The sequence below is a fragment of the Micromonospora sp. NPDC050417 genome, assembly GCF_044458865.1.
Taxonomy (GTDB): Bacteria; Actinomycetota; Actinomycetes; order Mycobacteriales; family Micromonosporaceae; genus Micromonospora_G.
Window position 1 is genome coordinate 15,872 of sequence record NZ_JBITIH010000009.1, and the last position, 21,198, is coordinate 37,069.

Annotated in this window: 16 protein-coding genes; 11 read left to right on the top strand and 5 right to left on the bottom strand. The window is 70.5% G+C overall.

The window, feature by feature from the left end:
- Window positions 1–29 precede the first annotated feature (29 nt).
- Window positions 30–395 (top strand): PH domain-containing protein, encoded by a 366-nt coding sequence (locus tag ACIBF5_RS13590; protein ID WP_396811328.1) that lies wholly within the window; start codon window positions 30–32, stop codon window positions 393–395.
- Window positions 396–416: 21 nt separating this feature from the next.
- On the opposite strand, the gene ychF is transcribed toward ACIBF5_RS13590, so the two are convergent.
- Window positions 417–1,502 (bottom strand): redox-regulated ATPase YchF, encoded by a 1,086-nt coding sequence (ychF, locus tag ACIBF5_RS13595; RefSeq protein WP_396811330.1) that lies wholly within the window; start codon window positions 1,500–1,502, stop codon window positions 417–419.
- Between the two features lie 188 nt (window positions 1,503–1,690).
- On the opposite strand from ychF, the gene ACIBF5_RS13600 reads away from it, so the two are divergent.
- The 7 genes from ACIBF5_RS13600 to ACIBF5_RS13630 all read left to right on the top strand — a co-directional run bounded on the left by ACIBF5_RS13600 (window position 1,691) and on the right by ACIBF5_RS13630 (window position 11,726).
- Window positions 1,691–3,202: an AlkA N-terminal domain-containing protein gene (locus tag ACIBF5_RS13600; protein ID WP_396811332.1), complete on the top strand. Its 1,512-nt coding sequence runs from the start codon at window positions 1,691–1,693 to the stop codon at window positions 3,200–3,202.
- On the top strand, window positions 3,199–3,744 hold the full coding sequence (locus ACIBF5_RS13605; RefSeq protein ID WP_396811334.1) for a methylated-DNA--[protein]-cysteine S-methyltransferase: 546 nt from the start codon (window positions 3,199–3,201) through the stop codon (window positions 3,742–3,744). The genes ACIBF5_RS13600 and ACIBF5_RS13605 overlap by 4 nt, the downstream gene beginning before the upstream one ends.
- A 73-nt stretch (window positions 3,745–3,817) precedes the next feature.
- Entirely contained in the window at window positions 3,818–5,713 is a 1,896-nt protein-coding gene (locus ACIBF5_RS13610; RefSeq protein WP_396811336.1) for an ABC transporter ATP-binding protein, read from the top strand.
- Window positions 5,710–7,590 (top strand): ABC transporter ATP-binding protein, encoded by a 1,881-nt coding sequence (locus ACIBF5_RS13615; RefSeq protein ID WP_396811337.1) that lies wholly within the window; start codon window positions 5,710–5,712, stop codon window positions 7,588–7,590. The genes ACIBF5_RS13610 and ACIBF5_RS13615 overlap by 4 nt, the downstream gene beginning before the upstream one ends.
- A gap of 172 nt (window positions 7,591–7,762) precedes the next feature.
- Window positions 7,763–10,354, top strand: coding sequence for a valine--tRNA ligase (gene valS / locus ACIBF5_RS13620; protein WP_396811339.1), 2,592 nt, complete (start codon window positions 7,763–7,765; stop codon window positions 10,352–10,354).
- Window positions 10,355–10,647: 293 nt separating this feature from the next.
- On the top strand, window positions 10,648–11,514 hold the full coding sequence (locus ACIBF5_RS13625; RefSeq protein ID WP_396811341.1) for a helix-turn-helix domain-containing protein: 867 nt from the start codon (window positions 10,648–10,650) through the stop codon (window positions 11,512–11,514).
- Window positions 11,505–11,726, top strand: coding sequence for a DUF397 domain-containing protein (locus ACIBF5_RS13630; RefSeq protein WP_396811343.1), 222 nt, complete (start codon window positions 11,505–11,507; stop codon window positions 11,724–11,726). Before ACIBF5_RS13625 ends, ACIBF5_RS13630 begins: the two co-directional genes overlap by 10 nt.
- Window positions 11,727–11,829: 103 nt before the next feature.
- Here ACIBF5_RS13630 and ACIBF5_RS13635 read toward each other — a convergent pair whose 3' ends face one another.
- Window positions 11,830–12,480, bottom strand: coding sequence for a hypothetical protein (locus ACIBF5_RS13635; protein WP_396811344.1), 651 nt, complete (start codon window positions 12,478–12,480; stop codon window positions 11,830–11,832).
- Window positions 12,481–12,573: 93 nt separating this feature from the next.
- Entirely contained in the window at window positions 12,574–13,452 is an 879-nt protein-coding gene (locus tag ACIBF5_RS13640; protein WP_396811346.1) for a hypothetical protein, read from the bottom strand.
- A 79-nt stretch (window positions 13,453–13,531) separates the two neighbouring features.
- On the opposite strand from ACIBF5_RS13640, the gene ACIBF5_RS13645 reads away from it, so the two are divergent.
- Both ACIBF5_RS13645 and ACIBF5_RS13650 read left to right on the top strand, forming a co-directional pair.
- The gene (locus tag ACIBF5_RS13645) at window positions 13,532–14,707 is read left to right on the top strand and encodes a DNA recombination protein RmuC (protein WP_396811679.1); all 1,176 of its coding nucleotides are present in this window, start codon (window positions 13,532–13,534) and stop codon (window positions 14,705–14,707) included.
- A 155-nt stretch (window positions 14,708–14,862) separates the two neighbouring features.
- Window positions 14,863–18,120: a S8 family serine peptidase gene (locus tag ACIBF5_RS13650; RefSeq protein WP_396811348.1), complete on the top strand. Its 3,258-nt coding sequence runs from the start codon at window positions 14,863–14,865 to the stop codon at window positions 18,118–18,120.
- Window positions 18,121–18,197: 77 nt separating this feature from the next.
- On the opposite strand, the gene ACIBF5_RS13655 is transcribed toward ACIBF5_RS13650, so the two are convergent.
- Together ACIBF5_RS13655 and ACIBF5_RS13660 are read right to left on the bottom strand one after the other, a co-directional pair.
- Window positions 18,198–18,635: a hypothetical protein gene (locus ACIBF5_RS13655; RefSeq protein WP_396811350.1), complete on the bottom strand. Its 438-nt coding sequence runs from the start codon at window positions 18,633–18,635 to the stop codon at window positions 18,198–18,200.
- A 125-nt stretch (window positions 18,636–18,760) separates the two neighbouring features.
- The gene (locus ACIBF5_RS13660) at window positions 18,761–19,798 is read right to left on the bottom strand and encodes a 4-hydroxy-3-methylbut-2-enyl diphosphate reductase (RefSeq protein WP_396811680.1); all 1,038 of its coding nucleotides are present in this window, start codon (window positions 19,796–19,798) and stop codon (window positions 18,761–18,763) included.
- A 160-nt stretch (window positions 19,799–19,958) separates the two neighbouring features.
- On the opposite strand from ACIBF5_RS13660, the gene xseA reads away from it, so the two are divergent.
- Complete coding sequence (gene xseA / locus ACIBF5_RS13665; protein ID WP_396811352.1) at window positions 19,959–21,179, top strand: exodeoxyribonuclease VII large subunit; 1,221 nt, start codon at window positions 19,959–19,961, stop codon at window positions 21,177–21,179.
- Window positions 21,180–21,198 lie beyond the last annotated feature (19 nt).

A 21,198-nucleotide genomic window follows, 5' to 3' on the forward strand; every position in this document is an offset into this window, starting at 1 on the left:
GGTGGCGCGCCGCTCCTACCCTCGGCCACATGGCCAACAACGTCACGTACGACCGTCGGGAGCAGTTCCAGCAGATCCAGAGCGGCCTACTCGACGGCGAGCGGGTGATCGCGGTCTACGACGCGATCGGCACCGGCACCGGCTTCATCGGTCTGACGGACCGGCGGGTGATCATCCAGGACAAGTCCTTCGTGGGTAAGAAGTTCGCGATCACCAGCATCCCGTACTCGAAGATCACCAGCGTGAGCGTGGTGAGCAACAAGTCCTGGGGCGGGTCGTTCTTCTCCACCGGCGCGATCGCCATCCATGTCGGCACTCACACGTACGAGGTCGAGTTCCGGGGCGACCAGAAGAGTCACCACGTACACAACGTGATCCTGCACTACATCTCGTAGCGCCCCGGCACCCGATTCGACTCAGACGTTGAAACGGAACTCGACCACGTCGCCGTCCTGCATGACGTAGTCCTTGCCCTCCAGCCGGACCCGGCCGGCCGCCTTCGCCGCCGCCATCGAACCGGCGGCAACCAGATCCTCGTACGAGACGATCTCGGCCTTGATGAAGCCGCGCTGGAAGTCCGTGTGGATCACCCCGGCCGCCTCGGGTGCGGTCGCCCCGACCGGGACGGTCCAGGCCCGCGCCTCCTTCGGCCCCGCCGTCAGGTACGTCTGCAACCCGAGGGTACGGAAGCCGACCCGGATCAGCTGGTCCAGCCCCGGCTCCGGCTGGCCGATCGACTCCAGCAGCTCACGGGCCTCCTCCGGCGGTAGGTCGATCAGCTCCGACTCGACCTTGGCGTCCATGAACACCGCCTCGGCGGGTGCCACCAGCTGGCGCAGCTCGTCCAGGAAGTCGGCGTTGCCCAGTTCGGCCTCGTCGACGTTGAAGACGTACAGGAACGGCTTGGTGGTGAGCAGGTGCAGCTCACGCAACTCGGCGACCTCGATCCCGGCGCGGGTGCCGCCCGCGTACAGGGTGACGCCGGTGTTGAGCAGCTCGATCGCCTTCTTGGCGGCCTCGACCACGGCCGCCCGGTCCTTACGGAGCTTGGCTTCCTTCTCCAGCCGGGGCAGCGCCTTCTCCAGCGTCTGCAGGTCGGCCAGGATCAGCTCAGTGTTGATCGTCTCGATGTCGTCGGCCGGCGAGACCTTGCCGTCGACGTGCACCACGTTCGGGTCGGAGAAGGCCCGGACCACCTGGCAGATCGCCGCCGCGTCACGGATGTTGGCGAGGAACGCGTTTCCGCGTCCCTGACCCTTGGATGCCCCCCGGACCAGTCCGGCGATGTCGACGAAGGTCACCGGCGCAGGAATGATCTTCTGTGACCCATGGATCTCGGCGAGCTTGTCCAGCCGCTCGTCCGGCAGCCCGACCACGCCCGTGTTGGGTTCGATGGTGGCGAACGGGTAGTTCGCGGCCAGCACGTCGTTCTTGGTGAGTGCGTTGAAGAGCGTGCTCTTGCCGACGTTGGGCAGGCCGACGATGCCTAGCGAGATAGCCACGACAAACCAGCATACGCAAGCCCGTCGTACCCCCACCCAGCGCGCCCACCGCCTCCCCGCCGGCCCCGCCGCCGAGAACGGTTAGCAAGGGGCCCTTCCTATACAGAAAGCGATAACAAGGGGCCCTTCCTTACGGTGAGGTCCGAATTCCGCCAGTGGGGGAGGCGGGAGAGAGGGAGTATCGGTGGGTGGAGTTGGACTTCGAGCGGTGCTACCGGGCGGTCGACAGCCGTGACCAGCGGTTCGACGGCTGGTTCTACACCGGCGTGCGGACCACCGGGATCTACTGCCGGCCGTCCTGCCCGGCGGTAACCCCAAAACGGGAAAATGTCACGTTCTACCCGTCCGCCGCAGCCGCCCAGCGGGGCGGACTGCGGGCCTGCCGGCGATGCCGGCCGGACGCGGCACCGGGCTCGCCCGAGTGGGACGTCCGGGCGGACGTGGTCGGGCGGGCGATGCGACTGATCGCGGACGGGGTGGTCGACCGGGACGGGGTGCCGGGTCTGGCCGCCCGCCTCGGCTACACCGAACGGCACCTGCACCGGATGCTGACCGCCCAGGTCGGCGCCGGGCCGCTCGCGTTGGCCCGGGCCCAGCGCGCACAGACCGCCCGGATCCTGATCGAGACGACCACACTGGGGCTGGCGGAGATCGCGTTCGCCGCCGGGTTCGGCAGCGTACGGCAGTTCAACGACACCATCCGCGAGGTGTACGCGGCGGTGCCCTCGGTACTGCGGGCGAAGGCCCACCACCAACAGGCCGGGACCGGGGCGGGCACGGTGTCGCTACGGCTCGCGTACCGGGCCCCGCTGCACGTGGACGCCCTGCTCGACTTCCTCTCCCTGCGCGCCCTGCCCTCGGTCGAACGGGTCGGCGACGGGTCGTACACCCGGGCGCTGCGGCTGCCGCACGGGCCGGCGGAGGTGACCCTGACCCCGCGCCTCGGGTACGTCGCGGCGACGCTGCGCCTGAGCGACGTACGCGACCTGGCGCCAGCGGTGGCCCGCTGCCGCCGACTGCTCGACCTGGACGCCGACCCGGAGGCGGTGGACGGCACGCTCGCCGCCGACCCGACGCTCACCGCCACGATCGGCAAGGAACCCGGGGTACGGGTGCCGCGCGCGGTCGACGGCTTCGAGATGGCCGTCCGGGCGATCGTCGGCCAACAGGTCTCGGTGGCCGGGGCCCGGACCGTACTGGGCCGCCTGGTCGCCGCCGTCCCCGGCCCGGCGGCAGCGCTCGACCGACCCGCGGCGGTGCTCGACCAACCGGCGACGATCATCGACGAGCCGTCGGCCAGCGCTCCCGGCGCCGAGTCGCCGCTGCGGGCGTTCCCGTCGCCGGCGGAGCTGCTGGCCCTGCCGGACGGGGCGTACGGCATGCCGGCCGCCCGCCGCGAGACGATCCGTACGGTGGCGCGGGCGGTCGCCGACGGCACGCTGAACCTCGATCCGGGGGCTGACCGGGAGCGGCTCACCGCCCAACTGACCGGGCTGCCCGGGATCGGCCCGTGGACCGCCGCGTACGTGCTGCTGCGCGCGGTCGGCGACCCGGACGTCTTCCTTCCCACCGATCTGGGCGTACGCCACGGCGCGACGGCGCTCGGGCTGCCCGACAGCCCGACAACCCTCGCCGATTACGCCACCCGGTGGCGCCCCTGGCGTTCCTACGCCACGATCCGACTCTGGAGAGCATCATGAACGACCTGTTCAGCGGCACCACCGGCGGCACGACGGAACTGAGCAGTGCCCAGGTGGACACCCCGGCCGGCCCGTTGACGATCCTGGTCAACCGGGACGGGGCGGTCCGCGCCGCCGGCTGGACCAGCGAGGTGGAGACGTTGCTGGCGGTCGTACACCCGAGTTTGCGGGCCCCGGTCCGGCCCCGCGCCGACCTCGGGGCGGTGACCCGCGCGGTCCGGTCCTACCTCGACGGTGAGCTGACCGCGATCGACGCAGTGGCGGTGGAGCAGCACAGCGGCGGCGAGTTCATGACCCACGCCTGGCAGACGTTGCGGCAGGTCAAGCCGGGTGAGCCGGTGACGTACACCGGTTTTGCGGAGCTGTCGGGGCGGCCCAGGGCGGTGCGCGCCGCGGCGGCGGCCTGTGCCCGCAACGCCGCCGCGCTCTTTGTCCCCTGCCACCGGGTGCTGCGCACGGACGGCAGCCTGGGCGGGTTCCGGTGGGGGCTGGACGTGAAGCGGTGGCTACTCGGTCACGAGCGGCCATTGACTGGAAGCTGACTGTTACTGGATCGGCGTTTACCGATACGGTGCAGGGGTGCTTCCGGACCACGCCGACCCGAACCCAGGGGTCGTGACGACTCCGGAGGCTCCCCCACGCCCACCGTTCGGACACAACCTGTGGCGGCTACGCCGCTACGTCCGCCCGTACGCCGGTCAGCTCGGCTGGCTACTGGTCGTCGCCGTCGCCGCCACCGGGGCGAGTCTGGCGGTGCCCCTGGTCATCCGGCAGGTGGTGGACGGTCCGATCGCGGACCGCGAACCCGGTGGCCTGTACCGGCTCGGCATCCTGGCGCTGCTGCTCGGGCTCGCCGAGGCGGTGCTGATCTTCGTCCGACGCTGGGTGCAGTCGTCGACCGCGCTCGCCATCGAATCGTCCATCCGCGACGACATCTACGCCCACCTGCAACGGCTGCACGTGGGTTTCCACGACCGGTGGCAGTCGGGACAGCTCCTTTCCCGGGCCACCACCGACCTGTCGGTGATCCGCCGGTTCCTCTCCTTCGGGCTGCTCTTCCTGATCGTCAACACCGTGACCTACCTCGCCGTGGTGGGGCTCCTGATCCACCTCTACTGGCCCCTCGGACTACTGGTCGCGGCGAGCGCGGTGCCGCTGTTCACAGTCAGCCGGCGGTTCACCCGCTCCTACCTCGCCGCGTCCCGCCGAATGCAGGACGAACAGGGCGACCTCGCCACCCTGATCGAGGAGTCCACCCAGGGGCTGCGCACCATCAAGTCGTTCGGCCGGCGCCCCGAGATGGCACAGCGGTTCGCCGTACGGGCCCGGCAACTGCACGACACCGCCACCGGCAAGGGCCGGCTGATCGCCCGTACGTCAGCCGAGTTCGACCTGGTCCCGAACCTGACCCTGGCGGTGGTCCTGGTCGCCGGGGCACCGGCGGTGGCGTACGGCAGGCTGACCATCGGTGAACTGGTCGCCTTCGTCACGCTGCAACTGATGCTGATCTGGCCGATCGAATCGCTCGGTTGGATCATCGCCAACGGCCAGGAGGCGGTGACCGCGGCCGACCGGATCCAGGAGGTGCTCGACACCGCGCCGACCATCGTGGACCGGCCGCACGCGGTCCCGCTGCGCCGGGGCGCGGTCCACGGCGACCTCCGGTTCGAGCGCGTCGCCTTCGGTTACCCCGGACTCGCCCGACCGGTGCTCCACGAGGTCACCCTCGCGGTGCGGCCGGGCGAGACGATGGCGATCGTCGGCGCCACCGGATCCGGTAAGACCACCCTGCTGTCACTGGTGCCCCGGCTCTACGACGTCAACGCCGGCCACATCACCCTCGACGGGCGGGACATCCGCGATCTCCAGCTCGCCGGGCTGCGCCGGGTGGTCGGTGTGGCGTTCGAGGAGCCGACACTCTTCTCCATGTCGGTGCGGGAGAACCTCACCCTGGGCCGGCCGGACGCGGACGACGACGCGATCCGCGACGCGCTCGCGGTGGCCCAGGCCGACTTTGTGTACGGCCTGCCGTGGGGACTGGAGACCCGGGTCGGCGAACAGGGCCTCTCCCTCTCCGGTGGGCAGCGGCAACGGTTGGCGCTGGCCCGCGCGGTGCTCGGCCAACCAGGTGTGCTGGTGCTCGACGACCCCCTCTCCGCGCTCGACGTACACACCGAGGCGCTGGTGGAGGCGGCACTGGCCCGGGTGCTGCGGGACACCACCGCGCTGCTGGTGGTGCACCGACCTTCCACGGTGGCGCTCGCCGACCGGGTGGCGCTGCTCGCCGACGGCCGGATCACCGCCGTGGGCACCCACTCCGAACTGCTCGCCACCGTCCCCGAATACCGCGCGGTTCTCTCCGCCGCGGAGGCGGCCGACGCCGCCGTCGGGGGCGGGAAACCGGACGCTGCCGCCGGGGGCGGGAAACCGGACGCCGCCGTCGGGGCTGGGAAACCGGACGCTGCCGGCCTCCCCGGAGAGCCGGACTCGTCCGGCCTGATCCGCTCATGACCGCCCGACCCGCGCCCACCTCCGGTACGGACCCGGCCGACGCCCTCACCGGATGGCGGGGCATCGCCACCGACCCGGACGCCGAACGGACCACCGCCGAACGGGGCAGTGCCCGCGCGCTGGCCCTGCTCCGGAGCCGCAGCCGAGCCCTGCTCGGCGGGTTGCTCCGGCCGCACCGTCGACTGATCGGGGTGGCGGTGGTGCTGCTCCTGGTGCAGAACGTGGCCGGGATGGCCGGCCCGTACCTGGTGATGCTCGGCATCGACCGGGCAATCGACCCCCTCCGCGAGGGTGACCCCCGCCCCCTGGTGGCGGTGGCGGTGGCGTTCGGCGCCGCGACCGCCGCCGAGTACGCGGGCAAGCGCGGTTTCCTCACCCTCTCCTCCCGGATCGGCCAGGCCGTCCTGATCGACCTACGCCAGCGGGTGTACGAGCACTTTCTGCGACTTTCGGTCGGCTTCCACGAGCGGTACACCTCGGGTCGGGTGATCGCCCGGCTGACCAGCGATATGGATTCCATCGCCGAACTGGTCGACGGCGGCATCGACGACCTGGTGCTGGCCGCGCTCTCCATCGTCTCCGTCGCCGGCATCCTGCTCTGGCTCGATCCGCCGCTCGCCGCGGTGACCCTGCTCGCGTTCCCGTTCCTGCTGGTGCTCTCCCGCTGGTTCGCCCGCGCCTCCGGGCTCGCCTACCGGCGCACCCGGGAGACGGTGGCGCTGGTGATCGTGCACTTCGTCGAGTCGCTGGGCGGGATCCGGGCGGTGCAGGCGTTCCGCCGCGAGCCCCGCAACCAGCACATCTTCGCCTCGGTGAACGACGAGTACCGGCGGGCGAACCTGCGCGCCTTCCGGCTGATCGCCACCTACTCTCCGAGCATCAAACTGATCGGCAACGTGGCCGTGGCGGTGGTGCTCACGTACGGCGGCTGGCGGGTCCTGCACGGCGCCACCGAGATCGGCGTACTCGCCGCGTTCCTGCTCTACCTGCGGCGCTTCTTCGAACCGATGCAGGAGCTGAGCCAGTTCTACAACTCGCTCCAGTCGGCCACGGCCGCGTTGGAGAAGCTTTCCGGTGTGCTCGACGAGCGACCCGGCGTACCCGAACCGGCGACCCCCACCGGGCTGCCCGCCGGTGGCGGCCGGGGGGCGGTCGAGTTTCACCGGGTCACCTTCAGTTACCGGGAGGAGACACCGGTCCTGACCGAGTTGGACCTGCGGATCCCGGCCGGGCAGATCGTCGCGCTGGTCGGCGCCACCGGTGCGGGCAAGTCGACGGTGGCCAAGCTGGTCGCCCGCTTCTACGACCCGACCAGCGGCACGGTCAGCCTGGACGGGGTCGACCTGCGGCGGGTGCCCGACGCCGAGTTGCGCCAGGCGGTGGTCATGGTGACCCAGGAGAATTACCTGTTCAGCGGCTCGGTCGCGGACAACATCCGGTTCGGTCGGCCAGGTGCCGGACGACCGGAGATCGAGGCGGCGGCGCGGGCGATCGGCGCGCACGACTTCATCGCCGCGCTCCCCGACGGGTACGACACCGACGTGCACCGACGCGGTGGACGGCTCTCCGCCGGGCAACGTCAACTTGTCGCGTTCGCGCGTGCCTTCCTCGCCGACCCGACCGTGCTGATCCTGGACGAGGCGACCTCGTCCCTGGACGTACCGAGTGAGCGGCTGGTGCAGCGGGCGCTGCGGACGATCCTGCGCGACCGGACCGCGCTGGTGATCGCGCACCGGCTCTCCACGGTGGAGATCGCCGACCGGGTGCTGGTCGTCGCCGACGGCCGGATCGTCGAGGACGGCCCGCCCGCCCAACTGGTCGTCGACGGCGGTAGGTACGCCGCCCTGCACCAGCAGTGGCGCGATTCGCTCATCTGAGCGGTGGGACGCCTTCGGCTGAGCGGTGGGACGCCTTCGGCGGCGGGACTTCGGTGATGGGGCTTCGGTGATGGGGCTTCGGTGATGGGGCGACTGCGGTGGCGGGGCCACGCATCCCGAATGTCGGTATTGCCGGTCACGGACGGTATCGAGGGCTCGGTAACATCGGGTCATGACGGATACGGCGAGGAACCCGCGCGCCGGTGTCCCCGAGCGTCCCACCCTGGACGGACTTGAGGAGACCTGGTCGCGCCGCTGGCAGGAGGAGGGCACGTACGCGTTCGACCGGTCCAAGGATCGGGCGAGCGTATACGCGATCGACACCCCGCCGCCGACCGTATCCGGTGAGCTGCACATGGGGCACGTCTTCTCGTACACCCACACCGACACCGTGGCCCGGTTCCAGCGGATGCGCGGCCGGACCGTCTTCTACCCGATGGGCTGGGACGACAACGGCCTGCCCACCGAGCGCCGGGTGCAGAACGTGTACGGCGTGCGCTGTGAGCCGTCCCTGCCGTACGACCCGGACTGGCAGCCGCCGGCCGCCCCGGTCAGCGACGACGCACGGAAGAACCCGATCCCGATCTCCCGGCGCAACTTCGTCGAGTTGTGCACCCTGCTGACGGGTGAGGACGAGCTGGTCTTCGAGGCGCTCTGGCGGCGGCTCGGGCTCTCGGTGGACTGGTCGCTGACGTACACGACGATCGGGACGCACGCCCAGGCGACGTCGCAGCGGGCGTTCCTACGGAACCTGGCGCGGGGCGAGGCGTACCAGGCCGAGGCTCCGACGCTCTGGGACGTCGGGTTCGCCACCGCGGTCGCCCAGGCGGAACTGGAGGACCGGGAGCGACCGGGGGCGTACCACCGGCTCCGGTTCACGGTCGCCACCCCCGGCGTCGCCGGGGACGCCGACGTGGTCGACGGTTTCGTGGAGATCGAGACGACCCGACCGGAGCTGCTGCCGGCGTGTGTGGCGCTGGTCTGCCACCCGGACGACGACCGCTACGCCCATCTCGTCGGCGGCACCGCGCGGACACCGGTCTTCGGTGTCGAGGTGCCGGTGCACGCGCATCCGCTGGCCGAGCCGACCAAGGGCAGCGGCCTCGTCATGGTCTGCACCTTCGGCGACCTGAGCGACGTGACCTGGTGGCGGGACCTGCACCTGGAGACCCGGGTGGTGATCGGCCGGACCGGTCGGCTGCTGCCCGAACCGCCCGCCGGCGTGGACCCGGTGGCGTACGCGCCGCTCGCCGGCAGGACGGTGAACGCGGCCCGCCGCGAACTGGTGGCGATGCTCGCCGCCGGGGGCGACCTGATCGGTGAGCCGAAACCGATCACGCACCCGGTGAAGTTCTACGAGCGGGGCGACAGCCCACTGGAGATCATCTCCAGTCGGCAGTGGTACCTGCGCAACGGCGGCCGGGATCCCGAGCTTCGGGAAAAGCTGCTGGCCCGGGGCACGGACCTCAACTGGGTGCCGGCGCACATGCGGCACCGGTACGAGCACTGGGTGGGCGGCCTGACCGGCGACTGGCTGGTGAGCCGGCAACGCTTCTTCGGGGTGCCGATCCCGGTCTGGTACCGGCTCGACAACGCTGGCGAGCCGGACTACGACCACCCTCTCACGCCGGACGAGTCCGCGCTTCCCATTGACCCATCCAGCGACGTGCCGTCCGGGTTCGACGAGACCCAGCGCGGCCAACCGGGCGGGTTCGCCGCCGACCCGGATGTCATGGACACCTGGGCGACCTCGTCACTCAGCCCGCAGATCGTCGGCGGCTGGGAGACCGATCCGGACCTGTTCTCCCGGGTCTTCCCGATGGACCTGCGCCCCCAGGGGCAGGAGATCATCCGTACCTGGCTCTTCTCCTCGGTGGTCCGCGCGCACCTGGAACACGGCGTGCTGCCGTGGCGGGACGCGGTCCTCTCCGGTTGGATCCTCGATCCGGACCGGAAGAAGATGTCGAAGTCCAAGGGGAACGTGGTCACCCCGATGTCGCTGCTGGAGTCGAGCGGCGCGGACGCCGTGCGCTACTGGGCGGCGAACGGGCGACCCGGCACCGACCTGGCCTTCGACCCGGCGCAGATCAAGGTCGGCCGGCGGCTCGCCACCAAGCTGCTCAACGCCTCCAAGTTCGCGCTCGGGCTGGGCGCCGCGGGTGCGCTGCGGGCCGAGGTCACCGAGCCGCTGGACCGGGCCATGCTCGCCGGGCTGAGCACGGTGGTCGGCACCGCCACCGCCGCTTTCGACGGATACGACCACACCGCCGCCCTCCAGGCCACCGAGTCGTTCTTCTGGACCTTCTGCGACGACTACATCGAGTTGGTGAAGGAACGGGCCTACGGTTCCGGTCCGGGTGCCGACTCGGCCCGGGCGGCGCTCGCCACGGCACTCTCGGCCCAGTTGCGGCTCTTCGCCCCGTTCCTGCCGTACGTGACCGAGGAGGTCTGGTCCTGGTGGCGGTACGGCTCGGTGCACCAGGCGCCCTGGCCGACCACGCACGAGCTGAGTCAGGCGGCCCGGGACGGGGACCCGGAGTTGCTCCGGCTCGCCGGGGCGGCGCTGACCCAGGTGCGCCGGGCCAAGTCGGACCGGAAGCTCTCCATGCGTACCGACGTGCCGCTCGCGGAGGCGCTCGGACCGGCGGAGGTGCTGGAGAAACTGGCGCTGGTCGCTGACGACCTGCGATCCGCCGGCCGGATCGCCAAGCTCGACTTCCTCCCCGACCGCGCCCCCGAACTGGTCATCGCCTCCGCCTTCTGAGTGTAAGGAAGGGCCCCTTGTTATCGCTTTTTGTATAACAAGGGGCCCTTCCTAACGCCCGCAGGCGGGCGCCGCACACCCGCGAGCGGGCGCCCACAAATTGGGGGTCGCGCCATTGATGACATCCGTGATAAACCTTTCGACAAGCTGTTTACGAGTGTCCGCCACTCTTTGAGGCCCGCGTCGGGATAGAGCCCGATGCAACCACCTGATGCTTCCCTCCACGGCCGAGATTCGCCGGGCCGTGGACTTGGAGCAAGTGTTCCCGTGGAGTCTCTTTGGGAAGGTGGACCATGCCCCGCACCACTCGTCAACCGGGACCGCCGACGCTGCGCAGCCAGTGGCTCGGCGAGCAACTTCGTGAGCTTCGCCTGCAAGAGGGCATGACCCTGGAGCACGCGGCCGGCTATCTGGGCATCGACCGTTCGGGCCTGGCCCGGTTCGAGCGGGCCGAGTGGCCGTTCAAGCGTGACCACGTGCTCGGCCTGCTCGACTGTTATCAGGTGTATGACCCGGAGGTGCGGGCACGGCTGCTCCGTCAGCAGGAGGAGGCGTGGCGGATCGACATCTTCGACACCGAGCTGACCGGCTCCATCTACGACGAGACCGCCGTCAGCCTCACCTGGTTGGAGCGCCGCGCCGAACTGATCGGCACCTATACGCCCATGGTCATTCCCGGTCTGCTACAGACTCCGGCCTACATCAAGGCGATAGTCCGGCAGTTCAGGGCACCCGCCAACGCCGTCGAACCCTGGGTCGAGAGGCGGATGGCCCGACAGCAGGTGCTCAGCGGGCCGACGCCGCCCCGCTATTCGGCGATCGTGGAGGAGGTGGTTCTGCGCCACCAGGTCGGTGGCCGATCGACGATGCGGGATCAGCTCGCTCATCTGATCGAGGTCGGTCGCCGTCCGAACATCGAGGTCCGGGTGCTGCCGCCCACGGTGACACGTCCGGACGGAAGCTGGGGCCAGTTCATCGCGATCCGACTGCCCGAGCCGTACGGCTCGGTGGGCTACCAGGAAAACCTCGGCGGGCGGTTCTACTTTGAGTCGTCGGCCGGCAAACGATTCATCGAGGCATACGACCGACTACGGGCCGTCGCGCTGCCCGCGACCGAGTCGGCCGAGCTGATCACGACGATCATGAAGGAGTGGGCATGAGCGGGATCGAGGCCGCCTGGCACATCAGCTCGAAGAGCGACAACGCGGGCAACAACTGTGTCGAGGCGGGGCCGCTCGCGGACGGGTCGGGGCGGATCGCCGTACGGCACAGCAAGGAGCCAAACGGACAGGTGATCCTCTACACCCGCGCCGAGTGGGACGCCTTCATCGGCGGCGCGAAGGACGGCGAGTTCGACTTCGACCCGAGTTGACGTCGGGGTCGGCCACGTCACCGCACCGCGGAAGCTTCCGGGAACCGCCGGTCAGCACGCCGCTGACCGGCGGTTCCGGCCAGCACTACAGCGACACCACGGGTCAGTACGGCCAGTCGCCGCGCAGGAACCGCAGCCCGAGCAGGAAGGTGATCACGGCGGGTCCGAGGAGCAGGGTGATCGCCTGCAAGCGGTACGCGATCCGGTGCCGGGTCAGCTCCACCGCGTTCAGGAAAACGATCACTCCGGCCAGCATCATGAACCCGCCCCACCAGTCGGTCTGGCCGAATTCGATCCGTCCGTTGCGCAACAGCAGGAAGGTGATCCCGAGCGCTGCCCCGCCGAGCGCGAGCATCGCCACCGTGCGGTGCGCGGCGCGGGCGAGCGGGTGTGCCGGGTGCCAGCCGTACGTGCCGGCGACCGCCAGCGACGGCAAGATGATCATGAACGGCCATCCCCGGCCCATCACGCCGAGCATCAGCAACGCGCCGACCGCGAAGACCAGCCCGCCGACACAGGCCACCAGATATCCGGCGAAGGCCCGGCCGCCACCCCGGGCCAGCAACGGTCCTCCGGTCGCGCCGATCAGGGCGCCGGGGACCAGGATGAATCCGGCCCACCAGTGAAACCGGTCGATTGACTGCGCGGTCACGGTGACCACGGCCACCGCCAGCGCGGCTGCCGCAAGGCTGCCAAGCCAACTGGTGGCCGATCCGGGCCGGGATGGCGTCACGGTGTGGGTGTCTGCGCTCACCCTGCCGACTCTGCCTGGTCCGGGGCGCTCCGACCATCCCGCCAGCCCTACCATCGCCGGGCGGGCTAGCCCGAACCACCCGGGAGGGTGGGGCTAGAAGTCGCCGCCACCGAAGTCGCCGCCGCCCCAGTCGCCGCCACCGAAGTCGCCGCCACCGCCCCAGTCGCTGGAGTCGGCACCACCGAAGCCGGAGTCCGCCGAGTAGTCGGCGGCGCTGTAGTCGCCACCACCGTCGTAACCGACATCGGTGTAATCGGCGTCGCCCGCACCGCCGTCGCCGGCCGCACCACCGTCACCGTCCGCGCCGACGTCACCGGAGTCGGTCCCGTCGGCGAAGCCCTCCTGGTAACCGGCGTCGTAGCCGTACCCCGGGTCGGCGAAGGCGGGCGAGAAGAGCGCGTCCGCGATCAACATGCCGCCGACCACGCCGGCGCCGGCCGCCAGGCCGGTCTTCCACCAGGGGGTCGAATACCAACCGGAGGGAACCGGTCGGCCCTGGTAGCGACCGCCCGGGTAGTAGTAGGGCGTACCGGCGCCCGGCTGCGGCCCGGCCCGGAACACCTGTCCCTGGACGTTGACCTCGCGCTCCCGGGTGAGCGACCCGGCGCCCCGGGAGGCGGCCAGCGGCGGCAGCTCGGGGCCGGGGTCGATGCCGAGCGCGACCCGGGCGGCGCGGACGTACGCCAATCCCTCCAGCGCGGTCTCCCGAGCCAGTTCGTACTGCTTGGCAGAGCGGGCCTGCTCCAGTTGACCACCGGCCGCGTTGTAGCGCTCCCCGGCGTCACTGAGCGCCTGCCGGACCGCCGGCTCGTCGCCCCGCAGACCCAGCACCTGACCGCCCAGCCGCTCGTACCACCGCACCGCGTCAGCCCGTGCGTCGGCCAGCTCACGCGCCTGCCGGGCGGTGGTCTCCCGCCGCCACCAGGTGACGCCACCGACCAGCAGAACCAGCAGAACCAAGACCCATACCATGCGTACGACGGTAGCTCCGCCAGCCAACCGGTCCGCCTTACCGGCGATCCAGGTCACACCGGTGTCGTACGCGTTTGGCATGCTCAGCGGCGTGGGAGTCTCGACGGTGCTCGTGGTGCTCGTCTGTCTCGGCGCCGGTGGTGCGCTCGGCTGGCTCGCCGCCCGCGCCCGCTCGGCCGCCGAGATCGCCCGGCTGGACGCGACCCTGCGGGCCACCCGGGACGGCGAGGGACGGCTGGAGCAGTCGATGCGGGCGCTCTCCTACGAGGCGACCGCGCAGTCCCAGGAGGCGGTGGCCCGGGCGGTGGCTCCGCTACACGAGACCCTGCGCCGGTACGAGCAACGGGTGGCGGAGTTGGAGCGCGACCGGGTGGACGCGTACGCCGAACTGCGCGAGCAGGTGCGGTCGATGGGCGCGGTCTCCGGCGAGCTGCGTACGGAGACGAAACAGCTCGTCGCGGCGCTGCGCGCACCGCAGGTCCGGGGCCGGTGGGGTGAGCACCAGTTGCGCCGGATCGTCGAGGCCGCCGGGCTGCTGGAGCACTGCGACTTCGCCGAGCAGGTCACCGCCGCCACGGACCAGCAGGTGGTCCGCCCCGACCTGGTGGTCCGGCTGCACGGCGGCCGGTCGGTGGTGGTGGACGCGAAGGCGCCGTTCGAGGCGTACCTGACCGCGATGGAGGCACGGGACGAGCGCGGGCGGGACGCGCACCTGGACAACCACGCCCGGCACCTGCGCGCCCACGTGGATGCCCTGTCGGCCAAGGCGTACTGGTCGGCGTTCGCGCAGACACCGGAGTTCGTGGTGCTCTTCGTCCCGGCCGACCCGTTCCTGGATGTCGCGCTGCAGCGGGACCCGACTCTGATGGAGCACGCCTTCACCCGCAACATCGTGCTCGCCACCCCGGCCACCCTGGTCGCCCTGCTCCGTACGGTGGCGTATGCCTGGCGTCAGGAGGCTCTCGCCCGCAACGCGGTGGCCGTGCACACGCTGGCCCGGGAACTCTACGGACGTCTGTCCACTCTGGGTGAACACGTGGCGAAGCTCGGCAGTTCGCTGGGTGGGGCGGTGACCGCTTACAACCGCGCCGTGGGCTCCCTGGAGTCTCGGGTGCTGGTGAGCGCACGCAAGCTGGCAGACCTTGGCGTCTCTGGTGAGGAGCTGGCCGCACCGGCTCAGGTCGAGCTGACCACCCGACAACTCCAGGCTCCGGAGCTGACCGATACCGACCAGTCTGGATCTTACACAGAGTAGCCGAATACTAGCATAGAAATATATGAATTCCATTCGGTCAATATCACGGGCTGGTCACAACGGACTCCGGGGTAGTGACAGGGATCGACCAGACGCGAAAGATGCGCTCACACGTGCCCTGTTTCTCAGGGCCCTGTTCTCTGGAGGAAGAGAACGTGAGCAAACCCCGTACCTGGAGTCGGCGCACCTCCGCCGGCCTCCTCGCGTCAGTCGTGGCGGCGGGCGCCATGACACTGACGGGTGGTGTCACGACCGCCAGCGCCAACCCGTCGACCGAAGCCGACGTTCTCAAGGGGACCCCCACGGACACGTTGGGTTCCCACGATCACGAGCTGCTCGCCGCAGCCAAGGCCAACCGTGAACAGTCCGTCACGGTGATCGTGGCGACGGAGGAAGGCAAGGCCAAGGAGGTCGCGGCGGAGCTGAAGAAGCTCGGCGGCGTCATCGGCAAGCAGGTGGACGCGGTCGGCTACGTCCGCGCCCGCGTGCCCACCAGCGCCGTGCTGGAGGCCGCCAAGCTGCCCGGCGTCGCCGCGATGGACCTGGACGAGGTGATTCAGCAGCCGAAGCCGGAGCCGGTGAAGGCAGGCGCCACGGCTGCGGTCACCGCGAGCGGGCCGGGGGCGGACACGCCCGCCGTCAACCCGTACATGCCGACCAGCGAGACCGGCGCGGTCGCCTTCAAGCAGGCGCACCCCGAGTGGGACGGGCGGGGGGTGACGATCGGCATCATGGACTCCGGCGTCGACCTGGACAACCCGGCACTCCAGACCACCACCACCGGCGAACGCAAGATCGTCGACTGGTTCACCGCCACCGACCCGCTGTTCGACAGTGACGGCACCTGGCGGGCCATGCTCACCGACGTCACCGGCCCGGCCTTCAACTACGGCGGCACGAGCTGGACCGCCCCGGCGGGCACCTACAAGATCAACCGGTTCTCGGAGTCGATCACCGCGGGCAGCGCCCCCGACGGCGACGTCAACCGCGACGGCGACAGAACCGACGCCTTCGGCGTCCTCTACGACCCGGTGAGCCACGACATCCGGGTCGACGCCAACCAGAACCGCAACTTCAATGACGACCCGGTGATGCGACCGTACGGAGAGCGCTACGACATCGGGCACTTCGGCACCGACAACCCGGCCACCGCCGTACGGGACCAGATCCCGTTCGTGGTCGAGTACCGCGAAGACGTCGACACGACCCCCGCCGGCCTGCCCGGCGTCGCCGACTTCGTCAACATCGGCATCATCGAGGACCAGCACGGCTCACACGTCGCCGGCATCACCGCCGCCAACGACATGCTGGGCAACGCCAACTTCGACGGCGCCGCCCCCGGCGCCAAGCTGGTCTCCGCCCGCGCCTGCACCTGGGGTGGTGGCTGCACCGCCGCCGCGCTCACCGACGGCATGGTCGAACTGGTGGTCAACCGTGGCGTCGACGTGGTCAACATGTCGATCGGTGGCCTGCCGACGCTGAACGACGGCAACAACGCCCGCGCGCGGCTCTACAACGACCTGATCCGCGACTACGGCGTCCAGCTGTTCATCTCGGCCGGCAACGACGGCCCCGGCGTGAACACGCTCGGCGACCCGTCCACCGCGACCGATGTCGTCAGCGTCGCCGCCGGCATCAGCCAGGAGACCTGGCTCGCCAACTACGGCTCGGTCACCCGTACGCCGTACCAGTTGTTCAACTTCTCCTCGCGCGGCCCGCGTGAGGACGGCGCGTTCAAGCCGAGCATCACCGCTCCGGGTTCGGCTCTGTCGACCACGCCGATGTGGCAGCCGGGCGCACCCGTCGCCGAGGCCGGCTACTCGCTTCCGCCGGGCATTCAGATGATCAACGGCACCTCGATGTCCTCGCCGCAGGCCACCGGGGCCGCCGCGCTGCTGCTCTCGGCGGCCAAGGCCACCGGCACGGACGCCTCCCCGACGAAGCTCCGCCGGGCGATCTACTCCTCCGCCACCTGGATCGACGGGGTCAGCCCGCAGGGCCAGGGCAACGGCCGGTTCAACGTGCCGGGCGCCTGGGACCTGCTCGACGCCGGCTTCGAGGTGCGCGGCTACGAGGTTTCCGCACCGGTCTGCACCCCGCTCTCCGACGGCCTCGTGACGCCGGACAAGGGCGCCGGGATCTACAACCGGTGCGCGGTGACCGAGGGCGGTCAGCGGCCGGACGTGGCCAAGAAGTACACCGTCAAGGTCACCCGTACCACCGGTGCCAAGAAGGACATCAAGCACACGGTGCGCTGGGTCGGCAACGACAACATCTTCCGTAACGCGCCGAAGAACCTGATCCTGCCGCTGAACAAGACCGTGACCTTCACCGTCGAGGTGCGGGCCGGATACGGCGCACACAGCGCCATCATGCAGGTCGACGACCCGGCCACCGCGGCGGTCGACTTCGAGTTCCTGAACACGGTCGTCATCTCCAACGTGCCGACCAAGCCGAACTTCGACTATGCCGCCAGTGGCACGGTGGACCGCAACCTTTCCAAGTCCTTCTTCGTCACCGTTCCCGAGGGAGCGCCGGCGTTGCAGGTCAACCTGACCGGGGTCGCCCCCGGCTCACAGACCCGGTTCATCGCGAACAACCCGTACGGCGTTCCGGTCGAGAGCACCTCCAGCCTGAACTGCTACTCGAACTTCTCCGACGTGGCGGTCTGCAAGCCGGACGAGCGCTCGTACCACAACCCGATCCCGGGTGTCTGGGAGATCCAGGTGGAGTCCCGCCGGACGTCACCGCTGCTGGAGAACCCGTTCACGCTCCAGGCCCGGGTCCAGGGCGTCGCGGTGAACCCGTCCGGGGTGGAACTGCCCAGCGTCACCGCCGGTCAGCCGACCCCGGTCACCTGGTCGCTGAGCAACACCTACGGCCCGGTGACGGTGACCGGCCAGGGCGGTTCGCTCGGTAGCTCCGCGTCGGAGCGTCGGACCATCGCCCACCACGACGTGCAGACCTTCGACGTGACGGTTCCGGCGGGTGCGACCCGGTTCGACATCGTGATCGGCAACACCGCCGATGCCGGTGCCGACCTGGACCTCTTCGTCTTCCGCAACGGGGCGGAGGTCGGCCGTTCCGCTGACGGGGACTCCGAGGAAGCGGTTTCGCTGGTCAACCCGGCCGCGGGCGTCTACACGGTCGAGATCGACGGGTACGACGTACCCGCCGGCACCACCGCGTACGACTACCGGGACGTGTTCTACTCGGCGGCGCTCGGCAACATCTCCACCCCGGGCGCCTGGGTGACCCTGCCGAAGAACGGCTCCACCGGCAGCACCACCGGTGCGGTCACGGTGCTGAGCGCACCGCCCGCCGGCCGGCAGCTCTTCGGTGAGCTCCAGGTCGTGACCAACGAGGGCGCGATCGTCGGCCGCAGCGTCGTGACGATCGGCTCGGTCAACTAACCACCGGTACGGCAAAGCGTGGAGCCCGTCCCCGATCGGGGGCGGGCTCCACGTTTCGATCGGGTGATGTCGACCGCTCAGGCCGGTTTGACGCTCTCCACCACCAAGGGTGTGCCCTGCTGGCAGGTGGTCATCAGACCGGGCTGGAGCCGCCCGGTCACGGTCACCCGGGCACCGGCGCGCACCTGCTCGCGTGGCCCGTTGACGAGTAGGTAGTTGTCGATCAGAAAGCAGCCGGACTCGACCCCCTGCGTGATCACTCCGGTGATGGTCAGCGTGCCGGTCGGGGCCGCCGATCCGCTCGGCGACCACCCCGGGCTGGGGCGACGCGGGCTGGCCGGGGCGGTGGAGTTGGCCGGCGGCAGCGGCGGTTCGGCGTTCGGGTCACTGGGCTTGACGGTAGACAACGACGGTCCTCCTGAGGGGTTGACCGAGGGTGGGGTCGCGGACTCACCGCAGGCGCCGAGAACCACGCAGAGCGCCACCGCGGGGAGCCCGATCCGAATCGACTTCATACGTCCTCCGACGGCGGCACCGCCCCGTACGTTCCACCGCACTGCTACGGGGCCACGTGTCCCGTCCCGTCCCGGGCGGGACGGGATCCGCGTGCCGTGCTCGCCGGGCGGCACCGGGTGCCCGCTCAGCCGTTGCCGGCGCTGGCGGCGAGCGCGGCAGCCTGCACGGAACGGGCCGCGGCGGCGGCCTTCATGTCGCGCTTCAACTCCTGCGGCAGCGAGAAGGTGAGCCGCTCGTCGGCGGTGGTCACCTCGGCCACATCGGTGAAACCCCGCTCGGCGAGGTGGTCCAGGACCTGCATGACCAGTTCGTCCGGAACGCTGGCACCCGAGGTCAACCCGACGGTGGTGGCACCGGCCAGCCACTCGTCGGAGATCTCCGAGGCATAGTCGACCAGGTAGCCGGCCCGGGCACCCGCATCGACGGCGACCTCGACCAGTCGGATCGAGTTCGACGAGTTGCGCGAGCCGACCACGATCACCACATCGCAGTCGGCGGCGATCTGCTTGACCACGTGCTGACGGTTCGAGGTGGCGTAGCAGATGTCGTCGCTCGGCGGTGACTGGAGCAGCGGCAGCCGCTGCTTGAGTCGGGCCACCGTCTCCATCGTCTCGTCCACCGAGAGCGTCGTCTGGGAGAGCCAGACCACCTTCGACGGGTCTCGTACGGTCACCTGGTCGACGCTGTCCGGCCCATCGACGAGCTGGATGTGCGCGGGGGCCTCGCCGGCCGTACCGATGACCTCCTCGTGGCCCTCGTGGCCGATGAGCAGGATGTCGTAGTCGTCGGCCGCGAACCGCCGCGCCTCGTGGTGCACCTTCGTGACCAACGGGCAGGTCGCGTCGATCGCACGCAGCGACCGCTGCCTGGCCTGCTCGTACACCTCGGGTGCGACCCCGTGCGCGGAGAAGATCACGGTGGCCCCCTCGGGGACCTCCTCGTTCTCCTCTACGAAGATCGCTCCCTGCTGCTCCAGGGTCGAGACGACATGCTTGTTGTGCACGATCTGCTTGCGCACGTAGATCGGCGCGCCGTAGAGCTTGAGCGCCTCCTCGACGGTCTGCACCGCCCGGTCGACGCCGGCACAGTAACCACGCGGCTTGGCCAGCAGCACACGCTTGCGGGTCTCGGGAGTCGCCTCAGCCTCGATCACACGGGTCAGTCTACGTGCCGATCCGGGCCGGGGCAGCGGGCCGGCGCAGTGGGTGACGCAGCGGGCCGGCGCAGTGGGTGGCGCAGCGGGCCGGCGCGGCATCCGTCGGTCACGTACGGGTGGGGCGGGGCGGACCGGCGCCCCGCGCGGCCCACCGTAGGCTGGCCGGATGACCGAGGCCGCCGCCGGGCGCAGCACCCCCGAAGAGCCGTGGCCGGTCCGGGTGGTCAGCCAGAAGGTGAGTGCCTGGATCGCCAAGCTTGGCTGGGTCTGGGTCGACGGCCAGGTCGCCCAGATCAGCCGCCGGCCGGGCGCGGCCACGGTCTTCCTCACCCTGCGCGACCCGTCGGCCGACCTCAGCCTCACCGTGACCGCCAGCCGGGACGTGCTCGACGCGGGCGCACCCGAACTCGCCGAGGGCGCCCGGGTGGTGCTACACGCGAAGCCCGAGTTCTACGCCGGGCGCGGCACCCTCAGCCTGCGGGCCGACGAGATCCGCCAGGTGGGGCTCGGTGAACTGCTGGCCCGGCTGGAGAAGCTGAAGAAGCTGCTCGCCGCCGAGGGGCTCTTCGACCGGTCCCGTAAGCGACGGCCGCCGTTCCTGCCGAACCGGGTCGGGCTGATCACCGGCCGCGCCTCGGCGGCGGAACGGGACGTGCTGCTCAACGCCCAACGCCGCTGGCCGGCGGTGGAGTTCCGGACCATCAACGTGGCCGTCCAGGGGCCGACGGCGGTGCCGCAGATCATCGACGCGCTGCGCGTACTCGACGCGGACGAGAGCGTGGACGTGATCGTGTTGGCCCGGGGCGGCGGCGGGGTGGAGGATCTGCTCCCCTTCTCCGACGAGGCGCTCTGCCGGGCCGTCTTCGGCTGCCGTACGCCGGTGGTCAGCGCGATCGGGCACGAGAGTGACGCGCCGCTGGTGGACTACGTCGCCGACCTGCGCGCCTCCACGCCCACTGACGCGGCGAAACGGATCGTGCCGGATCTGGCCGAGGAGCAGCGGCTGATCGGCCAGGCCCGGCACCGGCTCGACCGGGCCGTACGCGGACTGGTCGACCGGGAGTCGCACCGGCTCGACGGGCTGCGGTCCCGACCTGTGCTCGCCCGCCCGGAGGCCATGCTCGACCAGCGGACGGCCGAGACCGGAGCGCTGCGGGACCGGGCCGGGCGCTGCCTCGACCACCGGCTGACCACTGCCGGCGGAGAGTTGCGACAGACGGTGGCCCGGCTCCGTGCGCTCTCCCCCGCCGCCACCCTCGAACGCGGGTACGCCATCGTGCAGCGCTCCGACGAGCAGGTGGTACGCGCGGCGGGCGAGGTGGGCGCCGGCGACCAACTCCGGATCCGTCTCGCCGACGGTGCGCTGACCGCGACCGTGGACGCCTGACCCGTACGTACCGAGATGG